The following is a 23732-nucleotide window of genomic DNA, read 5'->3' as shown; positions in this document are numbered from 1 at the left end:
GGCGGTCAGTGGTGCCCGTCGGCGACGGCTTTCTCCGTGGCTGCGCGCACCGCGGCCTCGGTCTCGCCCGTGAGCGGCAGGCGCGGGGGGCGGGTGGGGCCGCCGTGGTGGCCGGTGATGTCCATGGAGAGCTTGATGGCCTGCACGAACTCGGTCTTGGAGTCCCAGCGCAGGAGCGGGTGCAGCGAGCGGTAGAGGGGCAGTGCCGTCTGGAGGTCCCCGGCCACGGCGGCGCGGTAGAGCGCGGCGCAGGTGGTGGGGAAGGCGTTGGGGTATCCGGCGATCCAGCCGACGGCGCCGGCGGCGGCCAGTTCGAGGAGGACGTCGTCCGCACCGATCAGCAGGTCGAGTTCGGGGGCGAGTTCGGCGATCTCGTAGGCGCGCCGCACGTCGCCGGTGAACTCCTTGACGGCCACGATGGTGCCGTCGGCGTGCAGCCGGGCCAGCAGGGCCGGGGTCAGGTCGACCTTCGTGTCGATGGGGTTGTTGTAGGCGACGACGGGTATCCCGGCCGCGGCGACCTCCGTGTAGTGGGCGCGGACGGCCCGTTCGTCGGCACGGTAGGCGTTCGGCGGCAGCAGCAGGACGGAACCGCAGCCCGCCTCGGCGGCCTGCTCCGCCCACTGGCGCGCCTCGGCGCTGCCGTACGCGGCGACGCCGGGCATCACCCGCGCCCCGTCCCCGGCCGCCTCGACGGCGGTGCGTACGACGCGGGCGCGCTCCTGCGGGGTGAGGGTCTGGTATTCGCCGAGGGAGCCGTTGGGAACGACGCCGTCGCACCCGTTCTCGACGAGCCTGCGGACGTGTTCGGCGTAGGCGTCGTAGTCGACGGAGAGGTCCGCGCGCAGCGGGAGGGCGGTGGCGACCATGATGCCGCGCCAGGGGCGGTCGGGGGTCCAGGAGGAGGCGGTCATACCGGTAACCCTTCTTTGGCGTTCTGTGGCGTGGGACGTGTGCGAGCGCGGGTGAGGCGATCGTGCGGTGGTTCGGTGGTTCGGTGGTTCAGGCGTCTCCGGGTTCCTCGGGGGCGGCGGCGAGGGAGCCCAGCGGTACGGGCACGGCCAGCGGCCTGCGCTCGGCGGACGGCGGTACGGTCCCCTGCGCCGTACCGGACGCCGCGAGGCAGGCCACGGCCGCGCCGCACATCCGGCCCTGGCACCAGCCCATGCCGGCCCGGGTGAGGAGCTTGACGGTCCGGGCGTCCCGGGCGCCGAATTCGGTGACGGCCTCGCGGATGCTTCCGGCGGTCACCTCCTCGCAGCGGCAGACGTCGGTGTCGTCGTCGAGCCATGCTGTCCAGCCGGGGCCGGGGGCGTGGGCGGCGGCCATGGCGTCGGCGAAGGCGCGCATGCGGTCGCGGCGCCGGGCCAGGTCCCGTACGCGCCGGCTCCGGGTGAGCGCGGGGCGCGCCCGCAGCCGGGCGGCCACCGCGATGCCCGCCAGCTCGCCCTCGACGCGGGCGAGTTCCCAGCCCCCCGTCCCGCCTGCCTCTCCGGCGGCCCACAGGCCGGGCACCGACGTCTCCTGGAGGCCGTCCAGGACGAGGGCGTGCGTGCCGTCGGGCGTACGGCGGGTCGCGCAGCCGAGTCCGGTGGCCAGTTCGGTCTGCGGCGCGAGCCCGTGGCCGACGGCCAGGGCGTCGCAGGCGATGCGGCGGCCCGTGCCGGGCACGGGGTGCCAGTCGCGGTCGAGCCGGGAGACGGTGACGGCCTCGACGCGGTCGGTGCCGTGCACCTCGGTGACCGCGCTGCGGGTGTGCAGCGGGATGCGGTGGCGCAGGAGCGCCGTGCCGTGGACGGCGGCTTCGACGAGCTTGTGGGGGTTGGCCGCCAGGGCGCCCGGCCGGCGGGCGTAGCCGAGGTAGCCGGACGCCTCGGCCACCGCGGGGACGCGGGCGCCGGCGGCGGCGAGCGAGGAGGCGACGGCGAGCAGCAGCGGACCGCTGCCCGCGACGACGATCCGCTGCCCGGGCAGGACGAGCCCGGACTTCAGCATGGCCTGGGCGCCGCCGGCCCCGACGACGCCGGGCAGGGTCCACCCGGGGAAGGGCAGCTGCCGCTCGCCCGCGCCGGTGGCGAAGAGCACGGCGCGGGCGTGCAGGCGGGCGTGCGCACCGCCGTCTTCGCCCACGAGCGCGTGCACGCTCCACACCTCCTGCCCGTCCTGCCCGTCCCGCCCGTCCTGCCGCGTGACGGCCCACACCTGGTGCCCGGCCAAGTGCGCGGCGCCGCTCACCTCGAAACGCGCTCGCAGCTCGGTGAAGGCGGCCCAGTCGTGGTGGAGGGCCTGCGGGCGCGCCGCGCCCAGGCCCGGGGCGGGGTGGCGGAAGTACTGGCCGCCCACCTGCGCGGCGGCGTCCAGGACGGCGACGGACAGGCCGAGCCGGGCGGCGGTGGCGGCTCCGGCGAGGCCGGCGGGTCCCGCGCCGATCACGGCGAGGTCGTACGGTTCAGACGGCGAGCCCGGCACGGCCGTGTCCTTCCTGGGTGGTGATCGCGTCCCCGGGCCGGGCGGGCACCAGGCAGGCCCGGCGGTTGGGCTCGCCGTTGACGGTGGCGAGGCAGTCGTAGCACTGCCCGATGCCGCAGAAGACCCCGCGGGGGCGGCCGCCGTAGCGGGTGGTGCGCCAGGCGAGGATGCCCGCCGCCCAGAGGGCGGCGGCCACGGTCTGGCCGGGCAGGGCGGTGACCGTACGGCCGTCGAAGGTGATCTCGAAGGGCGGGTCGGGCTCCGCCCTGACCAGGTCGGCGGGGGTACGGGCCACGTGCGGGCCTCCTCTCGGGGCGGTTCGGGGCAACGGGCGGACTCGGGGCGGGGGTTCAAGCGGCGAAGACTTCGGGCAGCGGAGGTTCGGTGGTGGGGGTTCGATGGCGGGGGTTCAAGCGGCCGCGGCGAAGCGGCCGGGGCGGAACGGGTTGAGGTCGAGCGGGGGTTCGCCGCCCGTCAGCTGCCGGGCGACGGCCAGGCCGGTGGCGGGGGCGAGCCCGATCCCCGCGCCTTCGTGGCCGCAGGCGTGCAGCAGCCCGGGGACGCGGGGGTCGGGGCCGATGGCGGGCAGGTGGTCGGGCAGGTACGGGCGGAACCCGGCGTACGTGCGGATGGCCCGCACCCCGGCCAGCACCGGGAACAGGGCCGTGGCCTGGGCGGCGAGGCGCCGGAGCACCTCCACCGACAGGGTCCGGTCGAAGCCGACCCGTTCGCGGCTGGCGCCGATCAGGACCGGGCCGGCCGGGGTGCCCTCGACCACCGCGGAGGTCTGCAGCGCCGCCGAGCCGCTGGCCACGTCGGCGACGTAGTCGGCCGCGTAGACCTTGTGCCGCACCACGCGCGGCAGCGGTTCGGTGACGAGGACGAAGCCCCGGCGGGGCAGTACGGGCAGGTGCCCGCCGGCGAGCCGGGCGACCTCGCCGCCCCAGGCGCCGGCGGCGTTGACGACGAAGGGGGCGTGCAGTTCGCCGGCCGCCGTGCGCACGCCCCGCACCCGGCCGTCGGTGCCGGTGAGGACGGCGGTGACCTCCTCTCCGGTACGCACCCGTGCGCCGGAGGCGCGCAGCAGGTGGGCGGCGGCGAGGGCGGGCTGGACCTGGGCGTCCTGCGGATAGCGGAAGCCGCCTCCGAGGCCGGGGGCCAGGTGCGGCTCCACGTCGTGCAGCCGGCCGGCCGGGATCTCCTCGGCCGTGACGCCCGCCCCGGCCTGCGCGGCGGCGAACTTCCGCAGCGCTGCCATGGCGGAGGCGTCGGAGGCGACGACGAGGCCGCCCTTGGCCTCGTACTCGATCCGGGCCGGGAGCTCCCGGGCCAGCTCGTGCCACAACCGCGTGGAGAGCAGGGCCAGTTCGAGCTCCGGTCCGGGTTCCTTGTCGGAGACCAGGAGGTTTCCCTCTCCGGCGCCCGTGGTCCCGCCGGCGACGGGGCCGCGGTCGACCACGGTGACGGAGAGGCCGCTGCGGGCGGCGTAGTAGGCGCAGGCGGCGCCGACGACACCCGCTCCGACGACGATGACGTCCGAGGAGGAGTTGCTCATGAGCACGTCAGTAATATTTCACATTGCACTGCACGCTGCCAAGAGCCGGTCCGTACCTTGTGGTTGACGACTTCGCCGTGCCCGGCGGAATCCACCGCGGAGTTCGCCTATCCCGCGAGGAGCTCCCCCATCCACGCCTCGACCGCGTCGGGCGTGCGAGGCAGGGCGTGCGACATCAGCCGGGCCCCGTCGGCGGTGATGACCAGGTCGTCCTCGATCCGCACGCCGATGCCGCGCAGTTCGGCCGGCAGCGTCTCGTCGTCGGGCTGGAGGTAGAGGCCGGGCTCGACGGTGAGGACCTGCCCCTCCTCCAGGACGCCGTCGAGGTAGGCGTCCGCCCGCGCCTGGGCGCAGTCGTGGACGTCCAGGCCGAGCATGTGGCCGCTGCTGCACAGGGTGTACCGGCGGTGGAAGTCGCCTTCGGCGCTCTTGAGCACGCCCCACTCGGCGAGCCCCTCGGCGATGACCCGCATGCCGGCCCGGTGGAAGTCGCGGAAGCTCGCTCCCGGCTTGAGGGCGGCCATGCCCGCGTCCTGGGCGGCGAGGACGAGTTCGTAGACCTGTCGCTGGACGGGTGAGAAGCGTCCGGACAGCGGGAGGGTGCGGGTGATGTCGGAGGTGTAGAGGGTGTCGGTCTCGACTCCCGCGTCCAGGAGGAGCAGTTCGCGGGGGTCGAGGCGGCCGTCGTTGCGTATCCAGTGCAGGACGCAGGCGTGCGCGCCGGAGGCCGCGATGGTCTCGTAGCCGGGGCCGTTGCCCTCGGCGCGGGCGCGCAGGCCGAAGACGCCCTCGATCCACCGCTCGCCGCGCGGGTGGGCGAGGGCGCGGGGCAGCGCCCGCACGACGTCCTCGAAGCCGGCGACGGTGTGGTCCACGGCCAGCTGCAGTTGCTCGACCTCCCAGGCGTCCTTGACCAGGCGCAGTTCGCTCAGGGCGGCGGCGAGTTCGGCGTCGGCGGAGGCGTCGCGACCCGGCGGCAGCCGGTCGTACTCCCCTTGATGCACGCAGCGGATGCCGGTCATGCGCTCGGCCTCGGCGAGGTCGGGGCGGCGGCCGACCCAGAACTCGCCGTAGCGCCGGTCGCGGTAGAACTCCGCGCCGGCACGCGGCGACCGCGGCCGCACGTACAGCACCGCCTCGTGCCGGTGCGGGCCGTCGGGCTCCAGGACCAGCACGTGACCGGCCTGGTCCTCGCCGGTCAGTCCGGTCAGCCAGGCGTAGGCGCTGTGCGGGCGGAAGCGGTGGTCGCAGTCGTTGGAGCGGACCTTGAACTCGCCCGCGGGCACGATCAGCCGCTCGCCGGGAAAGCGTGCCGACAGCTTCGCGCGGCGTGCCGCGGCGAGGCCGGCCACGGGCAGCCGGATGTCGGCGGGCAGCGGCGTCGCCGCCCAGCCGTTCGCCATGAACGACTCGAACTCGGCCGAAACCGGCAGGTCATGACTGACCGTACGGATCGCGGCAACTGCGGGTTCCTGCACGGGACTCCCCCTCGGACACAGGTGGATAACGGAGTGACTGACGCCTTGTCAGTGCAATTTCACATTACTATGTTACGGGTCACATTTCAGCCGTCCGGCTGTTCGACTGTTCACGGAGTGACCACTGATGAACAAGCGCACGTGTACTGCCATGGCCACCGTCCTGGCGGCCTCCCTCGCCCTGGGGGCGGCCGGTTGTTCCGGCGGAAAGCGGTCGGCCGGCGGCAAGGACGGCGGGAAGAACCCCGCCGCCGCCCACGAGGGCAAGGCGATCGGCGGGGCCCCGCAGAAGGGCGGCACGCTGACGGTGCTGTCCAACCAGGACTTCACCCACCTCGACCCGGCCCGCAACTGGGTCATGAACGACATGGACTTCGGGACCCGGCTGCTCTACCGCACCCTGGTCACCTACAAGGCCGCGCCCGGGGCGCAGGGCGGCGGGCTGGTCCCCGACCTCGCCACCGACCTGGGAACGCCGTCCGCCGACGCCAGGACGTGGACGTTCCGCCTCAAGCCGGGTGTGAAGTACGAGGACGGCTCACCCGTCACCGCGCAGGACGTCAAGTACAACGTCGAGCGGTCCTTCTCCCCCGACCTGCCCGGCGGCGCCGACTACGCCGCCCGCTACCTCGTGGGAGCCGAGGGCTACCGGGGCCCCGCCGAGGGCAAGCACCTCGACTCCGTCAGGACGCCGGACGAGCGCACCATCGTCTTCGAACTGCGCAAGCCCTTCGCCGAGTTCCCCAACGCCACGGTCATGCCAACCTTCGCGCCCGTACCGCAGGCTCAGGACAAGGGCCCGCAGTACGACAACCGGCCGTTCTCCTCCGGCCCGTACAAAGTCGACTCCTACGCGCGCGGCAAGAAGCTCGTCCTCGTCCGCAACGAGCACTGGGACCCCGCGACGGACGAAGTCCGCAAGGCGTACCCGGACAAGCTGGTCGTCATGATGGGCCTGAAGGCCAACCAGATCGACGACCGGCTGATAGCGAGCCAGGGCGCGGACGCCTCCGCCGTCTCCTGGGGCGCCCTGCGGCCGGAGAGCGCCGCGAAGGTCCTGCCCGACGCCGGGGTGCGCGAGCGGCTGCTCGCCGAGTCCACCAACTGCACCGACATGGTCCAGATGCACACAGGCCGGGCGCCCTTCGACAACGCGAAGGTCCGGCAGGCCGTGCAGTACGCCCTCGACCGGGACGCCGTCCTCACCTCCTCCGGCGGCCCCGCCTTCAACGACCCGTCGACCGCCTACATGCCGGCGTCCCTCTTCGGCGGCAAACAGCCCGACACCCTCAAGATCCCCTCGACGGGCGACACGGAGAAGGCGAAGCAGCTTCTGAAGGAGGCCGGAAAACCCGGCGGCTTCACGACGAAGATCACCGCGTCGGCCGGCGACAAGGGCCGGGCCGAAGCCATCCAGCAGGCCCTGGCCCGGGCCGGCATCAAGGTCACCATCGAGACCGTGGACCCGTCCGCCTTCTACGCCACCATCGGCGACACCAAGAACCGCACCGACATGGTCTACACCGGCTGGTGCCCCGACTACCCCTCCGGCTCCACCTTCCTGCCCTTCGTCTTCGACGGCCGCTTCATCAAGGAGAAGGGCAACTCCGGCAACCACTCCCTCTTCCGCGACGACGCGACGATGAAGCGGATGGACGCCATCGCCGCCATGACGGACGCCAAGGAGGCCGCCGGGGCCTGGCAGCAGCTCGACGGGCAGATCCTCGCCCAGGCGCCGGCCGTCCCGGTGCTCGTCCGGCGGTGGCCGCTGGTCCTGGGCACCAACATCGCGGGCGCGTACGGGCACACCTCCTTCGGCGGCCAGATCGACTACGCCACGGTCGGCCTCAAGGACCCCGCCAAGAGCCGGGACTGAGGGCCGGCGCGCCATGACCACCACCGCGAACACCGCCCCACCCGCTCCGGCGGCCGTCCCCGAGGGCAGCGGCCCCTGGCGGCTGGCCCGCGCCGACCTGCGCCGCCGCACCGCCGTCAAGGTCTCCCTCGCCGTCGTCGCCCTCTTCCTGCTGATGGCGGCGGGCGCCCCGCTGCTGAGCTCGCTCGCCGGCTGGTCGCCCGAGGAGTTCGACAAGACCGCCGTCGACCCCTACCTCGGCGGCCGGCCCCTCGGCCCGCTGGGAGGCATCTCCGCCGACCACTGGCTCGGCGTCGAACCCGTCACCGGCCGCGACCTGTTCGCCCGGGTCGTGCACGGCGCCCAGGTGTCCCTGCTGATCGCCCTCACCGCCACCGCGATCGTCGTGCTCGCCGGGACCGCGGCCGGCATCACGGCGGGCTACTTCGGCGGGCGCACCGACGCCGTCCTCTCCCGCCTCATGGACCTCACGATGTCCTTCCCCTCCCTCATCTTCATGATCGCGATGATGTCGGTGGCCAAGGACGTCAACCGCATCCTGCTGATGACCGCCGTCATCGGCCTGTTCGGCTGGCCCGGCGTGGCCCGCGTCGTACGCGGCCAGACCCTCTCGCTCCGGCACCGCGAGTACGTCGACGCCGCCCGCGTCGGCGGCTCCGGGCCCTGGCGCATCCTCACCCGCGACATCCTCCCCGGCGTCGCCGGGCCCGTCATCGCCTACACCACCCTCATCGTCCCCGGCATGATCGCCACCGAGGCGGCCCTGAGCTACCTGGGCGTCGGCGTCCGCCCGCCCACCCCCTCCTGGGGCCAGATGATCGCCGAGAGCGTCGCCTTCTACGACACGGACCCCATGTACTTCGTCATCCCGAGCACCTGCCTGTTCCTGACCGTCCTCGCCTTCACCCTGCTCGGCGACGCGCTGCGCGACGTCCTCGACCCGAGGAGCGGGCGCACATGATCCTCTACCTCGGCCGGCGCCTGCTCGCCGTCGCCGGCGTGCTCCTCGCCATCGCCGCCGTCACCTTCACCGTCTTCTACGTGCTGCCCTCCGACCCCGCGGCCGCCGCCTGCGGCAAGTCCTGCAGCACCGACCGCCTGGAGGCGATCCGCGCCCACATGGGCCTGGACCGGCCGCTGTGGCGGCAGTTCGCCGACTTCGTCACCGGCATCTTCACCGGCCGCACCATGGGCAGCGGCCGGTACGCCCTGCACTGCGACTTCCCCTGCCTCGGCTACTCCTACGAGAACTCAGAGGCCGTCTGGGACCTGCTGACGGACCGCCTGCCGGTCTCCGCCTCCCTGGCGCTGGGCGCGGCCGTGCTGTGGCTGACGCTCGGCCTGAGCGCCGGCGTCACCGCGGCCCTGCGCAAGGACACCCTCACCGACCGCGCCCTGATGGTCGGCGCCGTCGCCGCGGCCTCGCTGCCCGTCTACTTCACCTCGATGATGCTGATCTACGGCCTGATCCGGACGGCCGGGCTGCTGCCGTACCCGCAGTACGTGCCCCTCGGCGACGACCCCCTGCGCTGGGCGTCCAACCTGCTCCTGCCCTGGCTGGCGCTGGCCGTGCTGTACGCCGCCATGTACGCCCGCCAGAGCCGCAGTTCGATGATCGAGACGATGGCGGAGCCGTACATCCGCACCGCCCGCGCCAAGGGCCTGCCGCACCGCACCGTCGTCGTCAAACACGGGCTGCGGGCCGGCATGACGCCGATCCTCACCCTCTTCGGCATGGACCTGGGCGGGCTGCTCGCGGGCGCCGTCATCACCGAGTCGATCTTCGGGCTCCCGGGGGTCGGGCGGCTCTTCTACGGCGCGCTGTCCACCGGCGACCAGCCCGTCATCCTCGGCGTCACGCTGATGGCGGCCGCCTTCATCGTCGTCGCCAACCTGGCCGTCGACCTGCTCTACGCCGTCGTCGACCCGCGAGTGAGGTACTGATGACCGTCCCCAGCACGCCGCCGGCGGAGGAACAGCCCCTGCTGTCCGTCACGGACCTGACCGTCACCTTCCCCACCCGGCACGGGGACGTACGGGCCGTGGACTCCCTGAGCTTCGCGGTGCGCCGCGGGCAGACCCTCGGCATCGTCGGCGAGTCCGGCTCCGGCAAGTCCGTCACCTCCCTGGCCGTGATGGGCCTGCACACCGGCGCCCGGGTCACCGGCTCCATCGCCCTCGACGGCCGCGAGCTGACCGGCCTGCCCGAGCGCGAGCTGAGCCGACTGCGCGGCCGCCGCATGGCGATGATCTTCCAGGACCCGCTCTCCAGCCTCCACCCCTACTACACGGTCGGCGAGCAGATCGCCGAACACCACCGGGTCCACTTCGGCTCCCGCAGGGCGGCGGCCCGCAGACGGGCCGTCGAGATGCTCGCCGAGGTAGGCATCCCCGAGCCCGCGCGGCGGGCCGGCGAACACCCCCACCAGTTCTCCGGGGGCATGCGCCAGCGCGTGATGATCGCCATGGCCCTCGCATGCGAGCCCGACCTGCTCATCGCCGACGAGCCGACCACCGCCCTCGACGTCACCGTCCAGGCACAGATCCTGGAGCTCATCGCCCGCCTGCAGGAACAGCGTGGACTCGCCGTCGTCATGATCACGCACGACCTCGGCGTCGTCGCCCGCGTCGCCCGCGAGGTCCTCGTGATGTACGGCGGCCGCGCGGCCGAACAGGCCCCGGTCGACACGCTCTTCACCGACCCCGGCCACCCCTACACCCGCGGCCTTCTCGACTCGCTCCCCCGCCTCGACGACGGCGACGACGCACCCCTGCGGGCCATCCCCGGCAGCCCGCCCTCGCTGCTGGACCCGGCCCCCGGCTGCGCCTTCGCACCGCGCTGCCCGCGCGCCGCCGCGGCGGCACCGGCCGAGCGCGAGCACTGCACCGCCACCCGGCCCGGACTCCGGCCCTCCAGGGGGCACCTGGTCTCCTGCCACCTGTCCCTGCACACCGCCTCCCCCGTGCCGGGAGGCACCCGATGACCGCCGCAACCGCACCCCTGCTGTCCGTACGCGACGTGACCATGACCTTCCCGGGCAAGCGGGGCCGCCGCGCGGCGCCCGTCCGGGCCGTCGACGGCGTCTCCTTCGACCTGGCGGCGGGCGAGACCCTGGGCCTGGTGGGCGAGTCCGGCTGCGGCAAGTCCACCACCGGCCGCATGATCGTACGGCTCCTGGAGCCGACCGCGGGGTCGATCACCTACGACGGCCGCGACATCAGCCGCCTGGGCAGGCGCGAGCTCAAGCCGCTGCGCAAGGACCTGCAGATGGTCTTCCAGGACCCGCACTCCTCCCTCAACCCGCGCCAGACCGTGGCCCGCATCATCGCCGACCCGCTGCTGGTCCAGGGCGTCCCGGCGGCCGGCGCGCGCAAGCGGGCGGCGGAGCTGATGGAACTGGTCGGGCTCATCCCCGAGCACATCGACCGTTATCCGCACGAGTTCTCCGGCGGGCAGGCGCAGCGCATCGGCATCGCCCGCGCGCTGGCCACCGGGCCGCGCCTGATCGTCGCCGACGAACCGGTCTCGGCCCTGGACGTCTCCGTGCAGGCCCAGATCGTCAACCTGATGGAGCGCCTCCAGCGTGAGCTCGGGCTCGCCTACCTCTTCATCGCCCACGACCTGTCGGTGGTGAAGCGGGTGTGCGACCGGGTGGCCGTGATGTATCTGGGGCGGATCGTCGAAGTCGGCGCCAAGGAGCGCGTGTACGCGGCCCCGGCCCACCCGTACACCCGCGCCCTGCTCTCCGCGGTGCCGCTGCCGGACCCGGCCGCCGAGCGGACGCGTGAGCGGATCACCCTGCTCGGCGACCCGCCGAGCCCGGCGGCTCCCCCGCCCGGCTGCACGTTCCACCCGCGCTGCCCCAAGGCTCAGGAGATCTGCCGGACCGAGGCGCCGCTGCTGCGGGTCGCCGCGCCGGGCGAAACGAGGGAAGTGGCCTGCCACTTCGCCGTCCCGGACAACCCGTAGCGCCTGAGGGGTTGTCAGTACCATTTCACATTACTACGTTACGCATGACATGGCGCATCAGCAGACTCCCACGTCTCTTCTGCTGAACGGCAGTTGAACAACTTCCCTGTGCCACTTCCTCCGCTGTTGCCGTGCGCACACCCTCACTTCGCGTGCGCACGGCAACCCACACCTCCCACACAGGAGTCATCGGTGACCCACTCCAGATCGCTGCGCAGATCCCTGCACGCATCGCTGCTCACCACCGCCATAGCCACGGCGCTCTGCGCCACCGCCGTCCAGCCCGTCCACGCCGACTCACCCTCCCCCGCACCCCGGTCCTCAGCCTCGGCGCCGGCGGCGGGCGTGCGGCAGGACACCCCCACGCCCAACCCCTTCGACGAGGTCACCCGGCTGGCCAATGCGCCCAAGCCGGCCACCGCCTCCCCCACCGCCCCCGGCGGCCTCACGCACGGCCGCGTCCCCGGCGCTCTCACCGCCAAGCCGAAGCCCACGGCCGTACCGCCCCGCGCCACCCTCGGCGGCACCGCCGTGCCGTGCACGCTCGACGGCATCACGCGCCTCTCCCCCGAGCAGTTCGCCGACTTCCTCGCCGACCGGGCCGTCACCGCCGACGGCTGCCTGCGCACGCTCATCTGGACCTGGGACCAGCGGCTGGTCCCGGTCATGTCGAGGCCGCACGTCCAGGCCGTCTCCCGCCGGATCGAGAGCCTGGCCGCGGCGCACGACGGCAAGAACGGCAGCCATCTGCTGGAGATGTTCACCTACCTCCACGCCGTCGCGTACCACGACTTCTCCCGCAGCGAGATCGACCTCACCGACGCGCCGACCGTCGAGGCGATGCGCCGCGCGGTGTCCGCCTTCGGCACCGCCTCGCGCACCTTCGACGTCACCCGCACCAACGCCGAGACCCTGCGCGAGGCCCTGTACGCGGCCGGCGCCCCGGGGCTGCGCCAGCACCAGCTGCCGCTCATCAAGCGCGTCCTGGCCACCATGGACGCCGCGCACCCCGACACCGCCAAGGACACCTCCTGGGCGGGCGCCGCGCTCGCCGCGCTCTCCCTCAACTACCTGGGCGTCTACCCGGGCAACCACGACACCGCCTTCCACGCCGCCGTCACGGCCGACGCCTCCTACCGCGCGGCCTTCAAGGCCTTCGCCGGCTACACCCACCTCAAGGGCACGTCCAACGCCTGGGTGGTGCGCGACGGCGTCGGGGAGTACGGGCGCATGGGCCAGATCGACGCGCTCAAGGGGCAGATCACCGCCGACCTCGGCGGGCTGCTGGCCACCACCACCGGCAACTTCGGCGAGGGCAGCGAGCCCTGGGCCAAGGTCGTCACCTGGCTGATCGAGTTCGACGCCTGCAAGCAGTACGGGGTGTGCAAGCCCGACATCGAGCGCCGCGTCTTCCCGTCCACGTACACGTACGACAACGGCGCCATCAAGGTCCGCACGGCCCTGCCCCGCGCCACCGTCGACCGCCTCTACTACGCGAGCAAGCAGGTCAAGGCACAGTTCCACCGGGTCCTGGGCACCGAGCAGCCGCTGGCCGGCGACACCAACACCACGCTCAACATCGTGCTGTACGCCTCCCGCGCCGACTACGAGGTCTACCACCCGCTGCTGACCGGCATGGGCACCAGCAACGGCGGCGTCTACATCGAGAAGGGCGCCACCTTCTACACGTACGAGCGGCGCGTCCCCCAGGACTCCACTCTCACGCTGGAGGAGCTCTTCCGGCACGAGTACACGCACTACCTCAACGGCCGCTGGGCCGTCCCCGGCTCCTTCGGCGAGGGCCCGTGGTACCAGGGCGACCGCACCACCGCCATGGACGAGGGCACGGCCGAGTTCTTCGACGGCGCCACCCGCGGCGAGGGCATCAAGGTCCGCAAGTCCCTGGTCCAGAGCATCATCAACGACACGGCGGGCGGCACCAAGCCGCGCATGAGCGTCTACGAACTGCTGCACGCGGAGTACGACCGGGACGGCTTCCGCTTCTACTCCTACGCGGGCACGTTCTTCGAGTTCCTGTGGACGGAGCGCCCCTCGCTGCTGAAGGAGATGTACGACCGGCTCCGCGCGAACGACGTCGCGGGCTTCGACGCCTGGCGCGACCGGCTCGGCCGGGACGCGGGCCTGCAGCGCGCGTACGACACCTTCCTCGACCAGCAGATCGCCAAGGTCAAGGACCTGTACGTGCCGGACACCTCGTTCACCCCCGTCGGAGGGCTCGACGCCGGCCACCCCGCCACGGTCCGCGCCTCCTTCAAGGCCACCACCGGCATCACGCCCGAATGCCGCACCAACGAGGCCCCGGAGCGCCCCCGCTTCACCTGCACCGGCCGCATCACCGCCAACCTGAGCAGCCCGGGCAGCCCCGACCTGGTCTTCAAGGACATGTCCTCCACGGTCGACTACTTCATCCTCGACCGCACGAAGAAGGGCACCAACAACTTCGCCGACATGAACTGCTCCTTCGGCAAGGTCGACCTCTGGTCGGACCGCCCCGCGGGAACGGCGGACTTCACCTGTGAAGGGCCGCTGAGGGGCTGATTCCACGGGGGTTTCGGGCCGCCCGGGAAGGGCGGGCCCGAAACCCCCTGCTCATGCGCGCTCACGCACCCGCTCAAGGAATGTGCCGCGTCACACATTCTCAAGAAGAGCGATCACCATTCCGCGGTCGTAAATTCGCCGCACGCCCCCGGAATGCATACGGATCAATAGCCGCCATTCCCTTCTTGACCTGCGAAGCTTGCGATTTCCTGCCGACAGTGCTCAGGTTTATCGGGCACCGAGCCCGGCCCCTTCCCCGAGAAAGTCTCATTCCGGCAACAAGCCGATAACGACGGCCGGTCATCGACAAGCCTTTCCGCTGTAAGGTCCTGCGCTGCTCGCCGCAGGGCCTGTGTTGGGAGAATTCCGCGTGTCCGCTCTTCCGTCCGAGACGCCCCTGTCCGTCGTCCGCCCGCCTGAACCGACCCGCACCCCCCTCACCTCCGGCGCCCGCCACGCACGGCCGCTGAGCCTGTACGACTCCTGGTGGACGGTGGCCGGCGCCGCGCTCATGCTGTGCGCGGCCTGGGCGGCCTGCGTGTGGATCTCCTTCCACCTGACGGCCGACGCGACGCTCCACACCACCGCGCTCTTCGTCCACCTCGCGAGCCTCGTCCTCGGCTTCGGCGCCGTGCTGGTCGCCGACTACTACGGCCTGCTGTGGATCACGGGCCGCTGCAGCCTCCAGGAGGCCCTCGGCAGCGCGGGCCGGCTGCACCTGCCCATCTGGGCCGGTCTCGTGGGACTCGTCCTCAGCGGCATGCTGCTCCACCCCAGCCCCTCCTCCACGCTCACCGCCGTCAAGCTGGTGCTGGTGCTCCTCCTCAGCCTCAACGGCCTGCAGGCGGGCCTCCTCAACAAGCGCATGGCCGAGCAGACCTCCTCGTCGCCCGCACCGCGGCTCCTGGCCTGGGGCGGCGCCACCGCCCTCGTCTCGCAGATCTGCTGGTGGGGGGCCGTCGTCATCGGCTTCCTGAACAGCCAGGGCTAGCGCACCGGCCGGTTCCGGCGGCACCGCCTGCCCCCGCACGCGGCAGACGGTGCCGCAGGGACCGGTCTTGCGGCCGTACGGCGCGGTCGTCATGCTGGCTGCTGCTCACCTTCACGCTCACGCTCACCAGGCGGCTCCGTCATCACGGGCGGTCCCCCAAGAAGCCGGCGCCGCGCCACCCCGGTTCACCGATCCTGGGAGGGGCCGTGACCGAGGCGCATCCGGCGTCCCGTACAGGCGACCACGCCGACGACCGGGGCGATGGCCGGGCAGGCGGCCGGGCAGGCGAGAAGACGCCGCGGCTGGTGCACTTCGTGGCCGTGCTCGGCGGGCTCTCCGGGATCCTGTACGGCTACGACGCCGGGGCGATCTCCGGCGCGCTGAAGCCGCTCACTACACGCTTCGGCCTGGACTCCACCGAACAGGGCCTCGTGACCGGCCTGATGCTGCTCGGCGCGCTGCCGGCGATCGTCGGCGGCGCGCTGGCGGCGCGGCGCTGGGACCGGCGGCACCTGCTGATCCTGGCCGGTGGGGTCTTCGTGGCCGGTTCGGTGGGGTGCGGCGTCGCCCAGGACGTCGTGGTGCTGATGGTCTCCCGGTTCGTGCTCGGCTTCGCCGTGGGCCTGGCCAACATGTTCGGCCTGATCTACCTGAGCGAGCTCGCGCCCGGACGGCTGCGGGGCCGGATCACGGCCTTGTACCAGCTCTCCGTCAACGTCGGCATCCTGCTCGCCTACGCGGTGGGCGACGCGCTGTCGGCGGCCGGCGCGTGGGAGTGGATGCTGGGGCTGGGGGCGCTCCCGGCCGTCGTCTTCCTGGCCGGGATGCTCGTCAGCCCGCCGGGACCCCGCTGGCTGATGCTGCGCGGCCGGGAGGCCGAGGCCCGCCGGGTGCTGCGCCGCCTGCGCGCCGACGCCCGCAGCGCGGACGAGGAGGTGGCCGAGATCCGCGCGGGCCTGGCCGGCCGGCACGCGGGCCTGCGCGAACTGCTGAGCGGCGGGTACCGTCCGGCGCTGGGCATCACCCTCGTACTGACGTTCTTTCAGGTCTTCACCGGGATCAACGCGGTGGTGTACTACGCGCCGGTCATCTTCTCCCACGTCGCCGGAGGCGGGAGCGCCGGCGCCGGCACCGTGGCGAACTACTGCGTCGGCACGGCGCTCGTCCTGTCCACGGCCGTCTCCCTGCCGTTCGTCGAGCGGCTGGGGAGGGTGCGGATGCTGACGGTCTCGCTGGCCGCGCAGGCGCCGCCGATGGTGGTGCTGGCCGCCTTCCCGGACGTCGGACCGCTCGCCGTGGCGTGCGTGTTCGCCTACACGCTGGCCTTCGGGTTCGGTCTCGGCCCCGTGTTCTGGCTGTACTGCCCCGAGGTGCTGCCACTGCGGGCCCGGGCGGTGGGCATGGGCGTGGTGACCTTCGCGCAGTACCTGCTCAACTTCGTCTTCTCCCTGGTCTTCCCGGATGTGCTGGAGGCGGTCGGCAGCTCGGTGTTCGCGGTCTTCGCTGCCCTGTCCGTGGTGGCCGCGTGGTACGTCGCCCGGTGGGTTCCGGAGACGGCGGGGCGGTCGCTGGAGGAGATCGAACGGTACTGGCGGCACCGCGGGGCGGCGGGCGAGGACGGGGGCGGGGACGGGGGCATCAGGGCGGACGGGGATTGCGGAGGCGGTGGGGAGTGCGGGGAATGCAGCGGCTGTGGAGAGTGCAAGGGGTGCGAGGGCCGGGCGGGTGCCCGGTGACCGCCTCCGCGGTGCCCCTCGCCCTGCCCGGCGGCCCGGCCGGGTACGCCGTCCTCGGCCGGTCCGGTCTGCCGGTCACCCGGATGGGGTTCGGCGGCGCGGCGCTCGGCGGGCTGTTCCGCCCGGTCGGTGCGGCCGCGGCGGAAGGGGCCGTCCGCGCGGCCTGGGAAGCCGGCATCCGCTACTTCGACACCGCTCCGCACTACGGCGCGGGCCTGTCCGAGGAGCGTCTCGGAGCGGCTCTGGCCGGACAGCCCCGCGCCGCGTTCACCATCTCCACCAAGGTCGGGCGCGTCCTCGCCGATGCCGGTCCCGGCGCCGGGGTGCCGCGGGGCGGGGACGGCAGCGAGTTCGCCGCCGGCCGGGACCGGGCGCGGGTGCGCGACTACAGCCGGGACGGAGTGCTGCGCAGCCTGGAGGGCAGTCTGCACCGCCTGCGTCTCGACCGGGTCGACGTGCTGTACGTCCACGATCCCGACAACCACTGGGAGCAGGCGGCCGGCGAGGCGTTCCCGGCCCTGGCCCGGCTGCGCGACGAGGGCGTGGTGCGGGCGATCGGGATCGCCATGAACGACGCCGAGATGCTCACCCGGTTCGTCGCGGAGACCGATCCGGACGTGGTGCTGTGCGCGGGGCGCTGCAGCCTGCTCGACGGCGGCGCGCAGCGCGAGCTGTTCCCGTTGTGCGAGCGGCGCGGGGTGGCCGTCGTCGCGGCCGGGGTGTTCAACAGCGGCCTCCTCGCCGACCCGCGCCCGGGCGCCTATTACGACTACCAGCGGGCGCCGGAACGCTCGGTGGCCCGGGCGCAGCGCATCGCCGCCGTATGCGAGGCCCACGGCGTACCGCTGCCCGCAGCGGCACTGGCCTGGCCGGCCCGGCACCCCGCGGTGGCCTCCGTGCTCGTCGGCATGCGCAGCGCGGAGGAGGTCACGGCCGACGTCCGCCTGGCCGGCACGGGGGTTCCGGAGCAGTTGTGGCGGGACCTGGCCGCGGCCGGGCTGCTGCCGGGCCGATGCGATGATGGAGGCGCATCCCCGAGCGCCTGACCTGCTGAAATGGTGGTCCCATGGATAACTCGACCGCGGCCGCCGCCCAGCAGCGGGTCGCCGGCTACCGGCGCCGGTTCGACAGCCGCTTCGCGGCGTACTTCGACTCCCTCGCGGAGAGCCTCGACACCCCGCCGCTCAGCCGCTTCACGCCCCGCTGTCTTGAACTGCTGCGGGACCTCTCCCTGCGCGGCGGCAAGCGCCTCCGGGTCGCCCTGCTGTACGAAGCGGCCCGGCTGGTCACCGACGAGCAGGTGCCCGGCCTGGAGGAGGCCGCGCTGAGCATCGAACTGCTCCAGACGCACGGCCTGGTCCACGACGACATCATCGACGACTCGCCCGTGCGCCGCGGCGGCCCGTCCACGTACTACGCCTACCGCCGGGAGTTCCCCGGGGACGACAGCACCGCGCTGGGGCTCGCCGTGCTCGCGGGAGACCTCGCGTCCTTCCTGTCCATGCACGTCCTGCTGGGGGCGGACGCCCCCGCGGAGCGCAAGCAGGCCATGCTGGAGGTGCAGTTGCGGGCGGGCGCGGAGACCGTCGCCGGGCAGATCGCCGACCTGGAACGGGACTTCCGGCCCCTGCCGTCCGAGGACCTGCTGCACACCGTCTGCGAGTACAAGACCACCCGGTACTCGATCCTCGCCCCGCTGCGGCTGGGCCTGCTGGCCGCCGGCGAGGACCTGGCCGGGCACGACGAGCGGCTGCGCCGCTACGCGACCCCGGCCGGCATCAGCGGACAGATGCGCGACGACTACCTCGACCTCTTCGGCGACGAGGACGTCATCGGGAAGTCGCCGGGCTCCGACATCCGCTCCGGCCGCCGCAGCTACGCCGTCCGCGCCGTCCTGGCCGCCGCCACGCCCGCGGAACGCGGCCTGCTGGAGTCCGCGCTCGGCGACCCCGGCTGCACGGCCGGAACGATCGACCGCATCCGCCGGATCGCCCGGGAGCACGGCGTGGACGACGCACTCCGGGCCGCCATGCTCCGCCACGCCGAGGAGGCCGCCGGGGAAGCGTCCGGCTGGCGTGCGCACTGGCGCGAGGAGGCGGTGGCCTTCTTCGAGGGGCTGCCGCTGTGGAACGTCCGGCGCGCCCACTGACGGGGCGGCCGCTCGCGAAATCGGCTGGCGGCCGCGGCACGTCCTGACCAGGATCGCCGCATGACCCCTTTCCTCACCACCGCCCGCCTGGCCCTGCGCCCCTTCGCCGACACCGAGGCCGACCTGGACCTCGTCGTCGAACTCGACGGCGACCCCGAGGTCATGCGGTACATCACGGGCGGCCGCCCCATGACCCGGGCCGAGATCCGCGCCGAGTCCTTCGAGCGGATGCTGCGCGGCGGCTTCTGGGCCACGCACCTGCGGAACACGGGCGAGTTCATCGGCTGGCACTGCCTCCGCCCCCTCAAGGACACCCCCGCAGGCTCGGCCGACCTCGGCTACCGCCTCCGGAAACCCGCCTGGGGCCACGGCTACGCGACGGAAGGCGCCCTCGCCCTCATCGAAAAGGGCTTCACCGAGCTGGGCTACGACAGGATCACCGCGAACACGATGCACGTGAACGCGGGCTCGCGCCACGTCATGGAAAAGTGCGGGCTCACGCACACCCGCACTTACGTCGAGGACTGGCCCTACCCGGTCGAGGGCGACGAACACGGGGACGTCGAATACGCACTGACCCGGGAGGAGTGGTCGGCCCGGTCCTGAGTGCGAAGGACGGAGCCCGGCCGGCAGACCCGCGCGGTCTGCGGCGAGGTTTTTTCTTAGTGGCTTCTTAAAGCGTTTCGTCAAGCTGCGGTCATGGCTACAGCAGACGACAACCTTTCGGTGGTCATCGGCGCAGGCGGGACCGGCGGTCATATCTACCCCGGGCTGGCCGTCGCCGACGCGCTCCGCAGAGCAGTGCCGCACGCCGTCATCAGTTTCATCGGTACGGAACGGGGTCTGGAGACCCGTCTGATACCGGACGCGGGATACCGGCTCCACACCGTGGACATGATCCCCTTCGATTCCTCGCTCGGGGCCCGCCGGTATCTGCTCCCCGCCGATCTGTTGCGCTCGGGGAGACAGGCGCAGCGCGTGATCGAGGAGCAGGGTGCGCACGTCGTCGTGGGCATGGGCGGGTATCCGAGCGCGCCCGCGGTGCTGGGGGCGCGGATGGCGCGCCGGCCGGTGCTGGTGCACGAGTCGAATGCGGTGCCGGGCAGGGCGAACCGGTTCGCCGCGACTCTCACCCCGCACCTCGCGCTCGCCTTCGACCGCACCCGTGAGCACTTGCCGGCGCGTACGGCCCTGCGTGCGGAGACGGTCGGCATGCCGCTGGTCAGCGATGTCGCCGGGCTCGACCGGGGCGGGCGGGCGGCTCTGCGCGGGGAGGCCCGGCGCTGGTTCGGCGTGCCGGAGAGCACGCGGCTGGTGCTGTTCAACGGCGGGAGCCTGGGCGCGGCGCGGCTGACGGAGGCGGCGCTCCAGCTGGCCTCGCGGTGGCGCGGGCGGCCGGACGTCCAGCTGGTGATCAAGACCGGGCCGGGCGCGCTGGAGCAGGTACGGGCCCGCCTCGCCACCGAGGGCGGCGACCGGGTGGCCACCGCGGTGGGCTACCTCGACCGGATGGACCTCGCCTACGCGGCCGCCGACGTGATGGTGTGCCGGGCGGGATCGGCGACGGTGGCGGAGCTGTCGAGCGTGGGCGTGCCCGCGGTGCTGGTCCCGTACCCGCACGCGCCGCACGACCACCAGACGCACAACGCCCGCGTCCTCTCGGACGCCGGCGCGGGGCTCCTGCTCCCCGACGGCGAGGCCACGGGCGACCGTCTCGCCGGCCTGATCGAGCCGCTGTTCGCCGACCCGGCCCGGCTCGCCGCGATGAGCACCGCCGCGGCACCGGGCACCCACGCCCTTGCGGCCGACCTCATGGCGGCGTGGGCGCTTCGCCTGGCGGGCCGCGCCCCCGCGAATCCCTTTTCGTTCCAGGCTGTTGAGAGGAACCACGCATGACCACCGAACTGAAGCAGCACATCGACTGGGCCGGCCGCAGCGTGCTGGTCACCGGAGCCGAGGGCTTCATCGGGTCGACGCTCGTCGACCTGCTCGTCGAGCGCGGGGCGCACGTGCGGGTGCTCGTGCACTACAAGCCGTACGCCGAGCGCGGCCACCTCGCCCGCTATCTCGGGCCCGGTTCGCCGGTCGAGACGCTCGCCGGTGACGTCCGCGACGCCGGGCGCGTGATGGACGCGGTGGCAGGATGCGACACCGTCTTCCACCTTGCGGCGCTCATCGGCATTCCGTACAGCTACGCGTCGCCGGAGGCGTACGTGCAGACCAACGTGGCCGGTACGGAGAACGTGGCCGCGGCCTGCCGCCGCCACGGCGTGCGCCGCATGGTGCACACCTCGACCAGCGAGGTCTACGGCACGGCCCTGACCGCGCCGATCAGCGAGGAGCACCCGCTGCAGCCGCAGTCGCCGTACTCCGCCTCGAAGATCGGCGCGGACATGCTGGCCCTGTCCTACGCGCACTCCTTCGAGCTGCCGGTGACGGTCGTGCGGCCCTTCAACACCTACGGCCCGCGCCAGTCGGCGCGGGCGGTGATCCCCACGATCCTCGCGCAGCTGCACTCGGGGGCCGAGGAGATCCGGCTGGGGTCCACGTCGCCGACGCGCGACTTCACCTACGTCACCGACACCGCCGAGGGGTTCTTGGCGCTCGCCGACTGCGACCGGGCCGTGGGGCACGCGGTCAACCTCGGCACCGGGCGGGAGATCTCCATCGGCGACCTCGCCGAGTCGCTGGTGCGGGCCTCCGGCCGGGACGCGAAGATCGTGGTGGACCCGTCGCGGCTGCGGCCCGCCGGCAGCGAGGTCGAGCGGCTGCTGTCGGACAACAGCCGGGCCCGGGAGTGGGCCGGGTGGCAGCCCCGGGTGGGGCTGGAGGAGGGCCTGGCCCGCACCTCGGACTGGGTCCGGGACAACCTGCACCTCTTCGCCCCGGACCGCTATCAGGTCTGACCAGGGTTGATCAGGACCAGTCAGGGCCGGTCAAGACTGATCAGCCCTGACTGGTGACGGGCCTGCCACCATCCGTGACGAGTTGACGGTGATGGCGGGCCTCGCGCCCCCTCCAGACGGAGGGGGTATCGACCGATTTGCCAGCCATTAGGCCGATACGTATCCGGTGGGCGCTTCGTAGCGTGGATCACGTTGCCGTACAGCGCACAGACGAATCCCGAGGGAGGCGGACGGTATGGCTCGCACGGTGGAGCGGACGGTGGAGCGCGTCGTCGTAGGCGTGGACGGTTCGGCAGGGAGCGTCGCCGCGCTCAGGCAGGGCGCGCAGGAGGCGGCCCGCCACGGCGCGGCGCTGTGTCCCGTGCTGGCCTGGTCGCCGCCGGGCGGAGAGGCGGCGGACGCCCTGCAGCCCGCACCGGCCGACGTCCGCGCGTACTGGGAGGCCCAGGCCCGCCGGGCCCTGACGAAGACGTGCGAGAGGGCGCTCGGCGCCGCACCGTTCCGCCTGCGGGTGGCCCCGCGGATCGTCCGCGCGGAGCCGGGACCGGCCCTGGTGGCCAGCGCCCGGCACGACACGGACATGCTGGTGCTGGGCGCCGGCAGTCACGGGCTGTGGCACCGGTTCCTCCACGGCTCGGTCAGCCGCCACTGCCTCCGGCACGCCCGCGGCCCCGTCCTGGTCGTCCACCCCGACGAGGCGGACGTGAAGGACGCCCGCGGGGCGGCGCGGCCGCCCCGGAGGCACCCTCCTGTGGTGGTGCCGGTCGGCCCGACGGACACCTGGAACCGGCCGACCGGCCCCGAGCGCGACAGCTGACCCGGACCTCAGGCGTGGTTGCGGGCGGAGCGGCGCCGCATGGCCAGGAACAGGGTGGCGGAACCGACCGCCAGGACACCGGCGCCCCCGATGGCCAGCATGGCCGTGCTGTCGTCGCCACCGGTCTCGGCGAGGCGCCCGCCCTGGGCAGCCGGGGCGTTGGCCGTCTTCACCGAGGACCCGGGCGCGTTCCCGGCACCGACGTCGCCGGCGCCGACCTCTCCGGAACCGGCCGCCCGGCCGTTCTCGCCGTGGCCCTTCTCAGCGTGGCCCTTCTCCGCGTGCCCGTTCTCGCCATGCCCGTTCTCGTCGTGGCCTCCCGCGCCGTGGCCTCCCGCGCCCGGACCGCCGTCGCCGGGGCCGTCACCGCCGTGCCCGCCGTGGTCGACGGTCGACTTCCCGGCCTCCTCGGCTATCTGCCGCTCGCTGGGAGCGGACGCGGCCGGGGCTGCGGCCTCGTCCGCGGCCTGCGCCGCCGTCGCGACCTTCCCGTTCCCCTTCCCGCCGAAGTCCACGTCCGAGCAGGTGTAGAAGGCCTCGGGGCTGTCGGAGCGCTGCCAGACGCTGTACACGAGGTGGCGGCCGGACCGCTTCGGGACGGTGCCGTCGAAGACGTAGCTCCCGTTCTTCAGCGTGGGGTTGGTGACCTTGGCGAACGGCTTGGCCTCCAGGTCGGACCACTTCAGCGGCTTCTTCGGGTCGTAGCCGTCCTTCGTGAGGTACAGCTCGAACGTGCCGCGGTGCGGTGCGGTCGCCCGGTAGCGGAAGGTGTGCTTGCCCGGGGCCAGCTTCGAGCCGGGCCAGTCGGCGCGCGGCAGGTCCAGCCCCTTGTACTTGGCGCGGCCCGCGCTGCACAGCTTGCCGTCCGGGATGATCTGGCGGTGGCGCCCGGCGGCGTCGCCGATGTTGACCTCGTTCCAGTCGTAGAGGGGCTGGGTGCCGCCCGCCGCGACCATCGCCTTGCAGGCGGCCGAGCGCGGATGCTCCGGCCCCTCCGCGAAACAGGCGGACACCCGGCTGACCGGGTCCGTCATGGAGCCGTGCGCCTGGGCCGGTACGGCGGTCAGCGCGGTGAGCGCGAGAGGGGCGGCGCCGAGCAGGGTCATCCGTACGGCCTTGTGACGCGTGCGCATGAGGGTCTCCTTGTGGGTGAGGGGGGTGGCCCCGCACGCCGGCCGTGAGGTGGGGGGTGCCGGACGTGCGGGGCGGTGTGGGGGGATGTGTGA

20 protein-coding genes are annotated in these 23732 nt (G+C 73.1%); 14 read left to right on the top strand and 6 right to left on the bottom strand.

The genetic code is table 11. The annotated features are described in order from the left end of the window. Positions 1 to 5: 5 nt before the first annotated feature. From NQU55_RS15945 to NQU55_RS15925, 5 genes are all read right to left on the bottom strand, one after another. A complete protein-coding gene (locus NQU55_RS15945) occupies positions 6 to 914 on the bottom strand; it encodes a dihydrodipicolinate synthase family protein (RefSeq protein WP_168092408.1) in 909 nt (302 codons plus the stop codon). An 88-nt stretch (positions 915 to 1002) separates the two neighbouring features. Next, the gene (locus NQU55_RS15940; protein ID WP_168092407.1) at positions 1003 to 2469 is read right to left on the bottom strand and encodes an FAD-dependent oxidoreductase; all 1467 of its coding nucleotides are present in this window, start codon (positions 2467 to 2469) and stop codon (positions 1003 to 1005) included. Continuing rightward, on the bottom strand, positions 2450 to 2764 hold the full coding sequence (locus tag NQU55_RS15935) for a (2Fe-2S)-binding protein (protein ID WP_168092406.1): 315 nt from the start codon (positions 2762 to 2764) through the stop codon (positions 2450 to 2452). Before NQU55_RS15935 ends, NQU55_RS15940 begins: the two co-directional genes overlap by 20 nt. A 114-nt stretch (positions 2765 to 2878) precedes the next feature. After that, entirely contained in the window at positions 2879 to 4024 is a 1146-nt protein-coding gene (locus tag NQU55_RS15930; RefSeq protein WP_168092405.1) for an NAD(P)/FAD-dependent oxidoreductase, read from the bottom strand. Between the two features lie 107 nt (positions 4025 to 4131). Continuing rightward, positions 4132 to 5502, bottom strand: coding sequence for an aminopeptidase P family protein (locus NQU55_RS15925; protein ID WP_256790756.1), 1371 nt, complete (start codon positions 5500 to 5502; stop codon positions 4132 to 4134). Positions 5503 to 5629: 127 nt separating this feature from the next. Here NQU55_RS15925 and NQU55_RS15920 point away from each other — a divergent pair, with 127 nt between their 5' ends. The 14 genes from NQU55_RS15920 (at position 5630) to NQU55_RS15855 (ending at position 22506) form a co-directional block, all read left to right on the top strand. Beyond that, positions 5630 to 7378: an ABC transporter substrate-binding protein gene (locus tag NQU55_RS15920; RefSeq protein WP_206329218.1), complete on the top strand. Its 1749-nt coding sequence runs from the start codon at positions 5630 to 5632 to the stop codon at positions 7376 to 7378. Between the two features lie 13 nt (positions 7379 to 7391). Further along, positions 7392 to 8339, top strand: coding sequence for an ABC transporter permease (locus NQU55_RS15915; RefSeq protein ID WP_168092404.1), 948 nt, complete (start codon positions 7392 to 7394; stop codon positions 8337 to 8339). Further along, a complete protein-coding gene (locus NQU55_RS15910) occupies positions 8336 to 9322 on the top strand; it encodes an ABC transporter permease (protein WP_168092403.1) in 987 nt (328 codons plus the stop codon). The genes NQU55_RS15915 and NQU55_RS15910 overlap by 4 nt, the downstream gene beginning before the upstream one ends. Continuing rightward, positions 9322 to 10362, top strand: a complete 1041-nt coding sequence (locus tag NQU55_RS15905) for an ABC transporter ATP-binding protein (protein WP_168092402.1) — start codon at positions 9322 to 9324, stop codon at positions 10360 to 10362. The genes NQU55_RS15910 and NQU55_RS15905 overlap by 1 nt, the downstream gene beginning before the upstream one ends. Next, positions 10359 to 11348 carry an ABC transporter ATP-binding protein gene (locus tag NQU55_RS15900; RefSeq protein ID WP_168092401.1) on the top strand — a complete coding sequence of 330 codons (990 nt, stop codon included), beginning with the start codon at positions 10359 to 10361 and terminating at the stop codon, positions 11346 to 11348. Before NQU55_RS15905 ends, NQU55_RS15900 begins: the two co-directional genes overlap by 4 nt. A 192-nt stretch (positions 11349 to 11540) precedes the next feature. Next, complete coding sequence (locus NQU55_RS15895) at positions 11541 to 13907, top strand: collagenase (protein ID WP_256790755.1); 2367 nt, start codon at positions 11541 to 11543, stop codon at positions 13905 to 13907. A 370-nt stretch (positions 13908 to 14277) separates the two neighbouring features. Continuing rightward, positions 14278 to 14898 carry a hypothetical protein gene (locus NQU55_RS15890; RefSeq protein WP_206329677.1) on the top strand — a complete coding sequence of 207 codons (621 nt, stop codon included), beginning with the start codon at positions 14278 to 14280 and terminating at the stop codon, positions 14896 to 14898. 206 nt (positions 14899 to 15104) lie between these two features. Continuing rightward, positions 15105 to 16634, top strand: coding sequence for a sugar porter family MFS transporter (locus NQU55_RS15885; RefSeq protein WP_168094417.1), 1530 nt, complete (start codon positions 15105 to 15107; stop codon positions 16632 to 16634). Beyond that, positions 16631 to 17680, top strand: coding sequence for an aldo/keto reductase (locus NQU55_RS15880; protein ID WP_308402241.1), 1050 nt, complete (start codon positions 16631 to 16633; stop codon positions 17678 to 17680). The genes NQU55_RS15885 and NQU55_RS15880 overlap by 4 nt, the downstream gene beginning before the upstream one ends. 20 nt (positions 17681 to 17700) lie before the next feature. Next, the gene (locus NQU55_RS15875) at positions 17701 to 18783 is read left to right on the top strand and encodes a polyprenyl synthetase family protein (RefSeq protein ID WP_168094419.1); all 1083 of its coding nucleotides are present in this window, start codon (positions 17701 to 17703) and stop codon (positions 18781 to 18783) included. A 60-nt stretch (positions 18784 to 18843) separates the two neighbouring features. Continuing rightward, positions 18844 to 19389, top strand: a complete 546-nt coding sequence (locus tag NQU55_RS15870; protein WP_168094420.1) for a GNAT family N-acetyltransferase — start codon at positions 18844 to 18846, stop codon at positions 19387 to 19389. 93 nt (positions 19390 to 19482) lie between these two features. Then, complete coding sequence (locus NQU55_RS15865) at positions 19483 to 20679, top strand: UDP-N-acetylglucosamine--N-acetylmuramyl-(pentapeptide) pyrophosphoryl-undecaprenol N-acetylglucosamine transferase (protein WP_168094421.1); 1197 nt, start codon at positions 19483 to 19485, stop codon at positions 20677 to 20679. Continuing rightward, on the top strand, positions 20676 to 21689 hold the full coding sequence (locus NQU55_RS15860) for an SDR family NAD(P)-dependent oxidoreductase (RefSeq protein ID WP_168094422.1): 1014 nt from the start codon (positions 20676 to 20678) through the stop codon (positions 21687 to 21689). Before NQU55_RS15865 ends, NQU55_RS15860 begins: the two co-directional genes overlap by 4 nt. 235 nt (positions 21690 to 21924) lie before the next feature. After that, positions 21925 to 22506, top strand: coding sequence for a universal stress protein (locus NQU55_RS15855; RefSeq protein WP_168094423.1), 582 nt, complete (start codon positions 21925 to 21927; stop codon positions 22504 to 22506). Positions 22507 to 22514: 8 nt separating this feature from the next. On the opposite strand, the gene NQU55_RS15850 is transcribed toward NQU55_RS15855, so the two are convergent. Then, positions 22515 to 23639: a lytic polysaccharide monooxygenase gene (locus NQU55_RS15850; RefSeq protein WP_168094424.1), complete on the bottom strand. Its 1125-nt coding sequence runs from the start codon at positions 23637 to 23639 to the stop codon at positions 22515 to 22517. Positions 23640 to 23732: the final 93 nt, after the last annotated feature.

Source organism: Streptomyces telluris (assembly GCF_024519335.1).
GTDB classification, from domain to species: domain Bacteria; phylum Actinomycetota; class Actinomycetes; order Streptomycetales; family Streptomycetaceae; genus Streptomyces; species Streptomyces telluris.
This window is presented reverse-complemented; position numbering and strand designations above follow the sequence as displayed.